Genomic DNA, 12,697 nt, shown 5'->3' on the forward strand with positions numbered 1-12,697 from the left:
TCGCAAGGCGGAGGAGCGTCCTCATACTGGGCGTATTCGGGCGTTCCGACAACGCAGCGAGGTGCCGTAGCCGGCGTCGTGCGCCCGCCAGGGATTACGGGACAGCCCTTGGGGCCTCTCTTCGAGGCATGCCCGGGCGGTGTCCGGCCCGATCCGACGGACACCCCTGGCGCGAGCCCGTCGACTAACCGGTGGCGAGCAGCACCGTTCCCACCAGAGCCAGTCCGGCCCCCGCCGCCTGCACTCCGCGCAGCCGCTCGCCCAGCACCCCGCGCGCGGCCAGGGCCGTGACCACGGGATAGAGCGAGGCGAGTACGGCGGCCACGGTGACAGGGCCGTGCTGCGCGGCGATCGAGTAGGTGCCGTTGGCCGCGACATCGGCGAGGCCGACGAACGCCAGGGCGGGCAGCGAGGCCCGGATCACGGCCGCCCCGCCCACCTCGGGCAGCGCACGTCCTCCGCGGCGCACCGACACGAACAGAGCCGTACCGCCGACCGCGATATTGGTGAGGCGCTGCACGAAGAGCGCCAGGAACAGCCCGGTGACCGTCGTGGAAGCCTCCGCGATCAGCGACATCACCGTCCCGAAGCCGAACGCCGCCACCAGGGTCAGTACCACCGCCCGACGCTGGACCGGCGCCCCGCGCAGCTCCGGCCCGCCCGCCAGCACGATGCCCACGACTGCCACGGCGACGCCCGCGAACTGCAGCAGACCGGGACGCTCACCGACGATCAGGCCGACACTCACCGGCACGGCGACGCCCAGCGATCCGAGGGGGGAGACGACCCCCATCGGACCGAGCGCCAGCGCCTTGTAGAAGCTCAGCATCGCGACCGGCCCGACGGCGCCCGCCGCGACGGCGAACCAGAGCTGCGGGCCTGACTCGCTCCAGCCCCCGGTCGCGACCACGACGACGCCCAGCACGAGGGCTGCCACCGTCTGCGAGACGACGACCACGGTGAGCGCGGGCACTCGTCGCGTGAGCAGTCCGCCGCCGAAGTCGGCCAGCCCCCACAGCAGGCTGGTGGCCAGGGCGAACAGTGCTGTCATGACATGCCTCGCAGTACAGTGCGATGAACGATTGGGTGCACCACACCGTAGTGCAGTATTTTCGACTCTGTCATCCAGAATATTGGACGGAATGTGTCTGACCTCGACCAGCTCACGCAGTCGCTCGCGCGTAACCTCAAGCGCTGGCGCAGCGAACGCGGCTTCACCCTGGATGCCCTCGCCGCCCGCGCGGGCGTCAGCCGAGGCATGATCATCCAGATCGAACAGGCGCGCACCAACCCGAGCGTCGGCACCACCGTCAAGCTGGCCGACGCGTTGGGCGTCAGCATCACCACCCTGCTCGACTACGAGCAGGGCTCCCATGTGCGGTTGGTGCCCGAGAGTCAGGCGGTGCGCATGTGGTCCACCGAGGCGGGCAGCTCCACGACTCTCCTCGTCGGCACGGAGGCCAGGGGTCCCCTCGAACTCTGGTCCTGGCGCCTGATGCCCGGCGAGGGCAGCGCCTCCGACCCGCATCCCGAAGGCACCGTCGAACTCCTGCACGTCACCGCGGGTGTGCTCACCCTGGTCGTCGACGGCGAGGAGCACTCCGTACCCGCAGGGACATCCGCCACCTTCGAGGCGCATCACCCGCATGTCTACCGCAACGACGGCGCCGAGCCCGCCGAGGTCACCATGGCGGTCTCCATTCCTCCGGTGCGCTGAGTTCACCGGCTGAGACGGCCAACCGGATCCCGCGCAGGCCTTGTTACGTTGCTCCCATGCGCGCACCCATCGGCTCCTTCGAGAACGCAGGCCCCGCCGTCGACCGACTCGGCCTCCTCACCCCGCCGGTCGCCAAGGCGGTGAGCGAGGGGTGGGGCGACGTCCCCGCCGACCGGATCCTGCACGTCGACACGGACCCGGCGATCGCGGACACGGCCGCCTTCGTCGAACACCACGGCGCCGAGCTGCTCGACAGCTCGGCCAACTGCGTCGTGGTGGCGGGCAAGCGCGGCGGCGATGTCACCCTGGCTGCCTGCGTCGTCCTCTCGCGCACCCGCGTCGACGTGAACGGGGCGGTCCGCAAGCACCTCGGCGCCCGCAAGGCCTCCTTCGCCTCCATGGACACGGCAGTCGGCGAGACCGGCATGGAGTACGGGGGGATCACCCCGATCGGGCTCCCGGGCGAATGGCCCCTGCTGCTCGATCCCGCGGTGGTCGATCAGGAATGGGTCCTGATCGGCAGCGGCAGCCGCCGCGGCAAGCTGATCGTCCCGGGCGAGGCCCTGGCGTCGCTGCCGAACGCGGTGCTTGTCGAGGGGCTCGGCGTGCTGGTGGGCTGAGCCCGAAGGCCTTCGGTGAATTGGTTCAACGTTTTGGCTCAACCGGCTGACCCGGCCCGCTCTCTGCGGGAGGCTTGGTCGAGTCGTGTGTCATGTCCGGGTCCGGGTCCTTGTGGGCTGAACGGTGGCCGACCGCTAGCTCGAAAGGGTGCGATGCGTTCTCGGTCGAAACTCCGGGGTCCAGTGGGGAGTTTGAGTGCCGGAGACATGCCTACACGCACATCAATACGCCATTTGCCTGATTTTAATCATATTTACCCCGCCAATGGGGAATGGAGAACTGCACCCATCGGTGACATGCGTGTCGCCGATGGGCCTCCATCGACATGAGAGGTTTAGATGAACACTACACTCGTCTCGGCGGCCGTCAGGCCGGGACTCACCCCGCGGCTTCCGGCCGCGCCTCGGGTGCCGCTCGCCAAGCGGGCGGCCGTCCAGAGCGGCGGGGCCCTGCCCGCATCGCTCAGTCGGCTGCTGTCGACCGATGCCGGGGCGAGCCCGCTGGTGATCGCAGCCTTTCAGTCGTCGGTCTGAGTAGCCGGGACAGAATTTCGCCATGGACCGGCCGTCGCCCTCGCTGAGCCAATTCGTACTGAAGATGCACAGTCGCTGTGATCTCGCGTGCGACCACTGCTATGTGTACGAACATGCGGACACGAGTTGGCGCGGCCGGCCCAAGGTGGTGTCCGAGGACACTCTGGTCAGGGTGGCGGACCGCATTGCCGAGCACGCCCGGGCCCACCGACTGCCGGCCGTCCACGTGGTGCTGCACGGCGGGGAGCCGCTGCTGGCCGGCCCGGACCGACTCCGCCGCGCGGCCGACGAGCTCTCCCGCGCACTGGACGGCGTCAGCGCACTCGATCTGCGCATCCATACCAACGGTGTGCTGCTCGACGAGAACTTCTTGGAGCTGTTCGCCGAGCTCGGCATCAAGGTCGGCGTGTCGCTGGACGGTGACAAGGCTTCCAACGACCGTCACCGCCGCTACGCCGACGGTCGCAGCAGCCACCCCCAGGTGCTGCGAGCCGTCGAACTGCTCAATCGGCCCGCCCACCGGTGGCTTTTCGCCGGTCTGCTCTGCACCATCGATGTGCGCAACGACCCGATCGCCGTCTACGACGCACTGGTCGCCCTCGACCCGCCACGCATCGACTTCCTTCTGCCGCACGCGACGTGGGACGTGCCGCCGCTCCGCCCCGGGGACTCGGCAACGCCCTACGCGGACTGGCTGTTCACCGTCTACCGGCGCTGGGACGCAGCGGGCCGGCCGGTCCCTGTACGGATCTTCGACTCCGTTCTGCGCACCCTGCGCGGCGAGAGCAGCCTCACCGAATCCCTCGGCCTGGCACCGGCTGATCTTGTCGTCATCGAGACCGACGGCACGTTCGAACAGGCGGACAGCCTGAAGACGGCCTACGATGCCGCGCCCGCCACAGGTATGGATGTCGTCGCCAACACGCTCGACGACGTGCTCCGTCATCCCGGCATGCTCGCCAGGCAACAAGGCCTTGAGCAGCTGAGCAAGGAGTGCCGCGCCTGCCCGGTCGTCAACTCCTGTGGTGGCGGCCTCTATGCCCACCGCTATCGGACCGGCAGCGGCTTCGACAACCCGTCCGTGTTCTGCCCCGATCTGATGGAACTGATCATGAGCATTCGCGACCGGGAGACCTCGGCGCCCACTCCGTCGGCGGGGCATGCCGAGCCCCTCGATGCCGTCCAACTGGACGAACTGGCCTCTGGTTTCGGTAGCGCGGAGACGGTGAGTCGGCTGGCCGCCGCCCAGCTGGAGCTCAACTGGGACCTGCTGGCCGCGGTGAGCGAGCGCGCCCCGCGGACCGACCGGACAGCGACGGCAGCATGGCAGCTGATGGTCGACCTGGACGTCAGGGCGCCCGAGGCGCTGGACGCGGCGGTGGCTCACCCGTACACGCGGCCCTGGGCCCTGCGCATTCTGGAGGGCCGAGCTCCGCAGACCATCGCGTCCGGCCTCGCGGAGATCGCAGCTGTCGGTGCGATGCGGGCGCGCCAGGGCGACACGATCGCGGTGCCCGTGCGGGGCGGGCTGCTTCGGCTGCCGAGCCTCGGTTCGGTGATTCTTCCCGACGAGGCATCCGTCGCCGAGGTGACGGCGGACCCGGAGGGCTTCACGGTCCGGGCGGTCGGCTGCGAGATGCGCGTCGGCTGGGACGAAGGTCTGAACGGCCTCACCCCGCAATGGCATCCCGTCCGGATCGTGGAACGGCCCGGCTGGGCCGTCGCTCTGGAGGACACGGACCCCTTGCGCGACAGCCACCAGTGGCCGGTCACCGATCGGCTCTCCGCGGGCGAGGCGAAGGTGTGGGCGGAGGACCTGGCTGAGGCCTGGTCACTGATCCAGAGCGAACTGCCCGGTTACGCACCGGGCGTGGCAGCAGGACTCCGGGTCCTCACCCCTCTGCACGCGCCGGACGGCAGCGATGTCAGTGCCGCCTCCAGGGAGGCGTTCGGGGCGGTTGCGGCGGCGCGGCCCGAGACGCCCGATCTGCTGGCCCTGCTGATCGTCCACGAGTTCCAGCACGTCAAGCTGGGAGCGATCCTGGACAGCTTCGACCTGTATGAGCCCGTTGGCGACCGTCGGTTGTTCTACGCCCCCTGGCGCGACGATCCTCGACCGCTGGACGGTCTGCTCCAGGGGGCGTACGCGCATATCGCGGTGACGGACTTCTGGCGCGTAAGGAGACTGGCCACGCAGGGGCAGGCGGCGCGCACGGCCGAGGCCCGGTTCGCCCGGTGGCGGGAGCAGACCGCCGGCGCCGTCCAGGTGCTTGCCGGGTCCGGCCTCCTGACACCGCTCGGCGACCGCTTCGTCGCAGGGATGGCCCGCACGGTCGAGAAATGGTCGGCGGAGGACGTCTCTCCCGCCGCGTCGGCTGAGGCGAGACGCTCCGCCGCACGACACCGCGCCGACTGGGAGGCGCGCAATCCGGCACGTGCCACGCACCGCTGACCGCACTTGGCTTCAAAAATGACGGATATGGCGGTAATTGATTGATCGACAGCGAAATTTGCGTGGCAGGATCAACAATTAGGCGCGTTAGTGCTGTTCCGTCGATGATTCCCTCCTTCCTAGACTGAGGCTCCACACGTGGACCGGGGGAGACGTTGGATCTTGAGGCAGCGGGGGTGCGGGGAGCTGAGCCAAGACCGTACTTCTTTCTCAGTTACGCCCATACGCCCAGGAACGATCCAAAGGACAAGGACCCGAATCTCTGGGTCGAGCGGTTCTACCGGGACCTGTGCGCCCATGTTCTGCAACTGACGTCGCTGCCCGCCGGAGTGCCTGCCGGCTTTCTGGATCAACACATGCAGCCGGGCGAAGGATGGCAGGAGCGGCTCGCCGAATCCCTTGCGTACTGCAGGGTCTTCGTGCCGCTCTACTCGCCACGCTATTTTCTGAGTGAACAGTGCGGACGTGAGTGGTACGCATTCTCCAGCCGCGCGATCCATAACCAGGCGGCGCGGAACAATGGCAGCCAGATGTCCGGAATCGTGCCGGCGCTCTGGGTCCCCGTACCGCCGCGTCAGCTCCCGCAACCTGCCGAGCGGCTCCAGTTCAACCATGCGACCTTCGGCGACGACTACGCCGACGAGGGGTTCTACGGACTGATCAAGCTGCGCTATCTGCGCGACCAGTACGAACGCGCCGTCTATCTCCTGGCCAAACGCATAGTCAAGGTGGCGGAACAGACCCGGATGCCCGAGGGCGATCCCCACCAGGACTACGCCTCCGTGCCCAGTGCATTCGGGCCACCGGGGCCGGCGCGACAGATGGAGATCTCGGTCCTTGCCTGCTCCCGTTCCGATCTGCCGGCGGGCCGCGCCCCCGACTGCTACGGACCGGCCCAGCGCGACTGGAACCCTTACCATCCCAAGTCGTCCAGGCCGCTGGTCGACCACGCAGTCGACCTCGTCCGCAATCTCGACTACCAGGTAAGGGTGGGGGATTTCGAGTCCGAGGCGGAACGGCTGCTGGGGAGCGACCGCCCGACGGCTCCCGGGCTGCTCCTCCTGGACCGCTGGGCCCTCGACGTGCCCCACCGCAGGGAGTTGGTGCGGCGGTTGGGCGAGGTGGGACGCCCATGGATCAGCGTCATGGTTCCTTGGAACCGTGACGATCCCGACTCAGGCCGTCGCGAGTCCGAACTGCGCGCCGTGACCGAAGGGATGCTCGAACAGCATTCCGAACAGGAGAGCGGTCACCGGTCGCATGGCGGAGGCGTTCCCACGCTTGAGGCGTTCAGCCAGGAACTGCCCGGCGCGGTGAAGGCCGCCGAACGGCACTACGCGGCCCACGCGGAGACCTTCCCTCCGCCGGGTGAGGGCGGCGGGATCCCCAGACTCCTGCTGGACGGTGTCGGTTACGGCTCGACGAGCGATTCCGTTCCGCCTGTCCACGGCAAGGTCCACGGCAAGGTCCACGACAAGGGCGGCGCCGACGACGGCGAAGCCTCCGAGGGGGAGGATCCAGCGAATGACCGAGAACCGTGACGGGACCGTCGTCACCTTCTACTCGTACAAGGGCGGTACCGGCCGCACCATGGCACTTGCCAATACCGCCTGGATCCTCGCGGCGAACGGCCATCGTGTCCTGGCCGTGGACTGGGATCTCGAAGCACCAGGGCTGCACCGGTTCTTCCACCCCTTTCTCGATCTTTCCGATCTGGCCGCCACGCCCGGGCTGATCAATCTGATCACCGAATACCAGGAAGAGGCCCGCAGGCCCGCTCCGCGTGACCCGGGCTGGCACCGTGAATACGCTCGGGTCAGACCGCATGCGACCTCACTCAACTGGGCATTCCAGCACGGCGGAAGTCTCGACTTCCTTTCCGCGGGCCGTCGCAACCGGGACTATTCGTCGACCGTCGGCAGGATGGACTGGGACGATTTCTACGAGCGTTACGGCGGCGGCCAGTTCTTCGATGCCATGCGCGCCGACATGCAGAAGCACTACGACTTCACCTTGATCGACAGTCGGACCGGACTCAGTGATATCGCCGACATCTGCACCGTTCAGATGCCTCAGGTGCTCGTGGTCTGTTTCACCCTGAGTGACCAGAGCATCGAGGGCGCGTCCGCCGTGGCCCGCGACATCGAGGAACGATTCCACGACAAGCACATCCGCATCCTTCCCGTGCCGATGCGGATCGACGACGGGGAGAAGGAGAAGGCCGACGCCGGGCGGGCACTTGCGAAGGACAGTTTTCCCGGCTTCCCCAGCGGACTCGGCAAAGAGGAACTCGCCAACTACTGGGGAACGGTGGAGATCCCCTATCGGCCCTTCTACGCGTACGAGGAGATCCTGGCCACCTTCGGGGACGCCCCCAACATCACCAGTTCCATGCTCACCGCCTGCGAGCGGCTCACCTCGGTGCTCACGGAGGGGCGGGTGAACACATTGCCGCCCATCGACGAGGCGGAACGGCTGGCCTATGTGTCGGCCTACACCCGCCGCAGGCCGGTGCCGCCGTCGAACATCGTCCTCACCTATGCGGCGGAGGACCAGATGTGGGCGGACTGGCTGGAGGCCGTCCTGCTCCGTGCCGGTTTCAATGTCATGCCCGTCGATGTCCGTACCCCCCATGCGGCGTGGACCGAAGCGGAGTGGGCGTCGCCCGGCGCCTACCGGATCGTCCCGGTCGTCTCGCAGGCGTACCAGAGTTCGAGCCTTGCCCGGAGCCTGTGGGAGTCGGTCCTGGGCTTCGCCCCCTCGGACAGCCGACGCCAGCTCGTCCCGGTCCGGATCAGTGACGTACGGCTGACGCTTCCGCTCAACAGCCGGGGCATCGTCGATGTGGCCCGGCTGGACGAACGCGAAGCGGCCACCGCGGTGCTCACCGCCCTGGACCGGGCCGAATCCGCCGACGGGCCCCCGGTCGCGCCCGGCGGGCCCCGGTTTCCCGGAGCCGTCCCCGGGGTGTGGAACGTGCGGCCCCGGCACGCCTGGTTCACCGGGCGCGGCTCCGTCCTGGAACGGCTGCGCGACCGATTACGCGGCAACGGCCGCTCGAACCAGCATCTGCCCCAGGTCCTGTACGGGCTCGGCGGCGTCGGCAAGACGCAGGTGGCGCGGGAGTACGCGCACCGGTTCCGGGCCGACTACGACCTGGTGTGGTGGGTCGAGGCCGAGCAGCCCGACCGGGTGGTGTCGTCATTGGCGGAACTGGCCGAGCGGATGGACCTGCGGGCCGGTGAAGTGGTCGCCGAAGCGGCCAGGGCGGCGCTGGATGCTCTGCGCAGTGGAGCGCCGTACGCCCGCTGGCTGCTGGTCTTCGACAATGTCGAGGACCTCGACCAGGCGCTTGCACTCTTTCCGGACGAGACCGGTCCGCTCTCCTCGGGTCTCTACGGTCATATTCTCGCCACCTGCCGCAACAAGCCGATATCCAGCCGGGTGGATGCGCTGGAGGTCGAGGTCTTCACTCGCGCCGAGTCCGTGGAACACCTCTGCCGAAGGGTCCGAAAGCTGCCCCCGCGCGACGCGGACCGGGTGGCCGAAGCAGTCGGCGACCTGCCCCTGGCGGTGGAGGTTGCGGCAGCCTGGCTCGCCGAGACAGCGACCCCGGTCGACGCCTACGTCGAACAGCTCAAGGAGCAGAGCACCAAAGTGCTCTCGCTCGGCAGGCCCGAGGACTACGCGCAGAAGATCGGCGCGACCTGGAACATCTCGATCGCCCGGCTGCGCAAGGAGTCCAGAGCGGCGGCCCGCCTGCTGGAACTGTGCTCGTTCTTCTCCGCCGAGCCGATCTCGATGACGCTCATCGGCAGCGACTCGATGTTCCGGTCCTTGCTGCCGTACGACCCCGATCTCCGTGAGCGGTACATGCTCGGCAGGGTCATCCAGGCACTCAACCGCTTCGCCCTGGCCAAGGTCGACCCGGCGGACAGCAGCATCCAGATCCACCGCCTCGTCCAGGCCGCCGTCCGGGCCGGGCTGAGCGCCGAGGAGCGCACCACGGCGGTGCACGAGGTGCACCGCATCCTGGCGGAGGCCCGCCCCGCCCAGGGGGCGGACCAGGACAACCCGGTCAACGATCCGCAGAGCTGGCCGGCCTTCGAGCTGATCTGGCCGCACCTCGGCCCGTCGGGGATCGCCGACTGCGACGAGGCGGAGGCCCGGCAGCTCATGGTCGACCGGATCCGTTACCTCCTCAAGCGAGGGGATCTGGAGAGCGCCCGGGTGCTGGGCACCCAACTCAACGCTGCCTGGACCCAGGAGCTGGGCGAGGACGACCTGCAGACCCTGAATCTCCGCTTCGAACTGGCCAATGCCCTCCGTGCCCAGGGCCGCTACCAGGAAGCGAGGACGATGGACGAGGACACCCTCGCCCGGCAGACCCGGCTGCTGCGCGAGGACCACCCCAGCCTGCTGATCACCACCGGCAGTCTGGCCGCCGACCTCCGGGCACTCGGCCGGTTCGACGAGGCGCTGGCCCGGGACCGGAAGATCCATCACGTCATGGGCGAGACGTTCGGGGACATTCACCCGCGCACCCTCGTCGCCGCCCACAACCTGGCCATCGACTACCGCCTGACCGGCGACAGCGAAGCGGCGCGCAGGCTCGACGAACTCACGGTGGAGCGCCGCAGTACGCTGCTCGGGGTGGACCATCCGTACACCCTGACCACCAAGGGACACCTGGGCCGGGACCTGCGGGAGACCGGGGAGTACGCGTCCTCGGTACAGATCCTGCGCGAGGTCAAAGCCGCATTCGAGCGGGTCCTCAACGCGGATGTGCCGGAGGCGCTGCGTACCGCGAAGAGCCTTGCCGTCTCGCTCCGCAAGGCCGGCCAGCCGCACGAGGCGAAGCGGCTGACGGAGGAGACGTACAACCGCTACCGCGAGCGGTACGGAACGAAGGTTCCGGACGCTCTGGCCTGCGGGCTGAACCTCGCGGCCGACTTCTCCGCCCTCGGTGACAAGCAGGCGGCGCTCGATCTCGCCAACCAGGCGCTCGACGGTTACCGCAACACGCTCGGGGACGAGCACCCGTTCACCCTGGCCTGCCGCAATAACGTCGCCATCTACCTGCGCGGCATGGGCGCGGCCGGGGAGGCGGCGGAATGGGGCGAGGAGGTCCGGGCCGCTCTGGAGGAGAGCCTGGGCGCGCAGCATCCGTTCACCCTCTGCGCCGCGATCAACCTGGCCAACGCCTATGGCGACCTGAACCGGCCCGAAGCGGCCGAGAGGTGGGAACGGGCGGCCCTCGAAGGGCTGTTGGACCGTTACGGACCGAACCACCCGGACGTGCTGGCCTGCCGCTCCAACCTGGCGAATACCCTGCGCGCGCTGGACAGGGAGAGCGAGGCCGAGCAGCTGCGCGCCGAAGTTGTGTCCCTGGCCGTCGAACACCTGGGCGTGGACCATCCCATCGCGGTGGCAGCGCGCACCTGGCGGCGCATCAACCGGGATCTGGAGCCGCAGCCCGTGTGAGCGCGGAACAGGGGGCGGGAGCCGCGAGGACGGCCGGTCCGTGCGGTACGGACCGGATCGTCCCGGGAGCCGGCGCGGCGGGGGTTGTGAGCTGCTGTCGGTTGGCTGAGCGGGAGTGAGTGGTGGTGTGCGGGAGTGAGTTCGGTCGGTGGGTTTGTGGGGGTGGGAACGGGGGTTCTGGGGTCGAATGGGTGACCTTGGCGGCTGTTGCTCGTTGGGCTGGACAGTGGGCGGCTGACCTTTGAGGGAGGGGGTGGTGTGGTGGGTGGTGTGCGGGAGTTGGCCGGGTCCTTCGTGGTGCCCGGTCCTTGCGGGGTGGCGGTCCGGGACCGTCTGGGGCACCTCACTCCCCGGGACGAGGAGGTGCTGCGTGCGGTCGGTGAGCATCAGGGCCGTCTGGCTTCGCGTGATCTCAAGGCGCGCTGTGCGGACGGTCTGGAGCACAGCGCTCAGACGTGGGCGGCGCGTAAGCGGGACCTGACGCCGCTGTCGTCGTCGCGGATCGCGGGTGCGATCACCAAGGCCACGCACGATCAGTGGGCGCTGGCCCGGCGTTGCCAGGCCGCGCACATCCAGACGCTGGAGGCCGGGATCAGGACGCTGCGGCAGCGTCTGTCCCTCCCGATCGGGGAGAAGGGCACCAAGCAGGCGGCGGGTGGCTACCGCTCCCGGAGTGAGTGGTTCCACAAGTCCCGCCGCCTGGCTGCCCTGGAGGCGCGGCATGCGGCCGTTGTCGCCGACCGGCAGGCCGGACGGGTGCGGGTGGTGCGGGGTGGCAAACGTCTCCTGAACACCCGCCACCACCTCGCCGAGGCCGGGCTCGCCGAAGACCAGTGGCGGCAACGGTGGGAGGCGGAGCGCTGGTTCATCGCGGCGGACGGTGAGTCGGGGAAGCGGTTCGGGAACGAGACGATCCGCGTCACCCCGGACGGCGAAGTGTCCATCAGACTCCCTGTCCCGCTCGCGCACCTGGCCAACGCCGGGCACGGCCGGTACACCCTCACCACCCGGATCGCGTTTGCGCACCGGGGCCAGGAGTGGGCCGACCGCATCACCGCCAACCGGGCCGTGGCCTACCGCATCCACCTCGATACGGGGCGTGGCCGTTGGTATCTCACCGCGTCCTGGCAGCGCCCCGTCGTGAAGACCATGACGCTGTCCGCCGCCCGCGCCCGGGGCATGATCGGTGTCGACACCAACGCCGACCACTTCGCCGCCTACCGGCTCGACCGGCACGGCAACCCCATCGGCGACCCGCACCGCTTCTCCTACGACCTGTCCGGCACCGCCGGTCACCGCGACGCACAGATCCGCCACGCCCTGACCCGCCTGATCCACTGGGCGGTGCGTGCCGGGGTCGCCGCGATCGGCATCGAAGACCTCGACTTCACCACCGAGAAGACCCGCGAAAAACACGGCCGCCGCAAACGGTTCCGGCAACTCATCTCCGGCATCCCGACCGGGAAACTCAAGGCCCGGCTGGTATCGATGGCCGCCGAACACGGCCTGAGCATCGTCGCGGTCGACCCCGCCTACACCTCCCAGTGGGGTGCCCAGCACTGGCAGAAGCCACTGGCCACCCCCCGCCGCACCATGTCCCGTCACGATGCCGCCGGTATCGCGATCGGACGACGCGCCCTCGGACACCCGATCCGGCGTCGGACGGCACCACCCCCGCACGACCGGAGCGATCGTGCGGGGCATCGGACCGCCCAGGCCGGACCAGGTGACCGGGGGCGTGAGGGAACCCGCCCACCCGCAACGGACCGGCCCCCCGGAGGACCGTCACCGAACGGGACGCGAACGCGGGAACCCAGCGCATCCAACACCGTTCGGGATGCGCCCAGTACGCAACAGAGGGTCCAGGACTCACTCACGCACACTGGCTAG

The 12,697-nt window shown here is 69.0% G+C and carries 8 protein-coding genes; 7 read left to right on the top strand and 1 reads right to left on the bottom strand.

Going from position 1 to position 12,697, the window contains the following annotated elements:
• Window positions 1-184: 184 nt before the first annotated feature.
• Window positions 185-1,051: an EamA family transporter gene (locus ACFU6I_RS16840; RefSeq protein WP_384366734.1), complete on the bottom strand. Its 867-nt coding sequence runs from the start codon at window positions 1,049-1,051 to the stop codon at window positions 185-187.
• A gap of 93 nt (window positions 1,052-1,144) precedes the next feature.
• Here ACFU6I_RS16840 and ACFU6I_RS16845 point away from each other — a divergent pair, with 93 nt between their 5' ends.
• From ACFU6I_RS16845 to ACFU6I_RS16875, 7 genes are all read left to right on the top strand, one after another.
• Window positions 1,145-1,717 (top strand): helix-turn-helix domain-containing protein, encoded by a 573-nt coding sequence (locus ACFU6I_RS16845; protein WP_384366737.1) that lies wholly within the window; start codon window positions 1,145-1,147, stop codon window positions 1,715-1,717.
• Window positions 1,718-1,773: 56 nt separating this feature from the next.
• Window positions 1,774-2,337 (top strand): YbaK/EbsC family protein, encoded by a 564-nt coding sequence (locus tag ACFU6I_RS16850; protein ID WP_384366740.1) that lies wholly within the window; start codon window positions 1,774-1,776, stop codon window positions 2,335-2,337.
• 339 nt (window positions 2,338-2,676) lie between these two features.
• Complete coding sequence (locus ACFU6I_RS16855; protein ID WP_037690465.1) at window positions 2,677-2,871, top strand: hypothetical protein; 195 nt, start codon at window positions 2,677-2,679, stop codon at window positions 2,869-2,871.
• 22 nt (window positions 2,872-2,893) lie between these two features.
• Complete coding sequence (locus ACFU6I_RS16860; protein ID WP_384366743.1) at window positions 2,894-5,323, top strand: FxsB family cyclophane-forming radical SAM/SPASM peptide maturase; 2,430 nt, start codon at window positions 2,894-2,896, stop codon at window positions 5,321-5,323.
• A 176-nt stretch (window positions 5,324-5,499) separates the two neighbouring features.
• Entirely contained in the window at window positions 5,500-6,864 is a 1,365-nt protein-coding gene (locus ACFU6I_RS16865; protein ID WP_384366746.1) for a TIR-like protein FxsC, read from the top strand.
• On the top strand, window positions 6,848-10,807 hold the full coding sequence (gene fxsT / locus ACFU6I_RS16870; protein WP_384366749.1) for an FxSxx-COOH system tetratricopeptide repeat protein: 3,960 nt from the start codon (window positions 6,848-6,850) through the stop codon (window positions 10,805-10,807). Before ACFU6I_RS16865 ends, fxsT begins: the two co-directional genes overlap by 17 nt.
• A 261-nt stretch (window positions 10,808-11,068) precedes the next feature.
• Entirely contained in the window at window positions 11,069-12,697 is a 1,629-nt protein-coding gene (locus tag ACFU6I_RS16875) for an IS200/IS605 family accessory protein TnpB-related protein (protein WP_384366929.1), read from the top strand.

Source organism: Streptomyces sp. NPDC057486, assembly GCF_042802415.1.
In the GTDB taxonomy this organism is placed as follows: domain Bacteria; phylum Actinomycetota; class Actinomycetes; order Streptomycetales; family Streptomycetaceae; genus Streptomyces; species Streptomyces yanii.

What these genes read in the sequence shown, in the direction of transcription:
- ACFU6I_RS16840 (WP_384366734.1), bottom strand. Translation starts at nt 1,051, where the DNA reads ATGACAGCACTGTTCGCCCTGGCCACCAGCCTGCTGTGGGGGCTGGCC.
- ACFU6I_RS16850 (WP_384366740.1), top strand. Translation starts at nt 1,774, where the DNA reads ATGCGCGCACCCATCGGCTCCTTCGAGAACGCAGGCCCCGCCGTCGAC.
- ACFU6I_RS16855 (WP_037690465.1), top strand. Translation starts at nt 2,677, where the DNA reads ATGAACACTACACTCGTCTCGGCGGCCGTCAGGCCGGGACTCACCCCG.
- ACFU6I_RS16860 (WP_384366743.1), top strand. Translation starts at nt 2,894, where the DNA reads ATGGACCGGCCGTCGCCCTCGCTGAGCCAATTCGTACTGAAGATGCAC.
- fxsT (WP_384366749.1), top strand. Translation starts at nt 6,848, where the DNA reads ATGACCGAGAACCGTGACGGGACCGTCGTCACCTTCTACTCGTACAAG.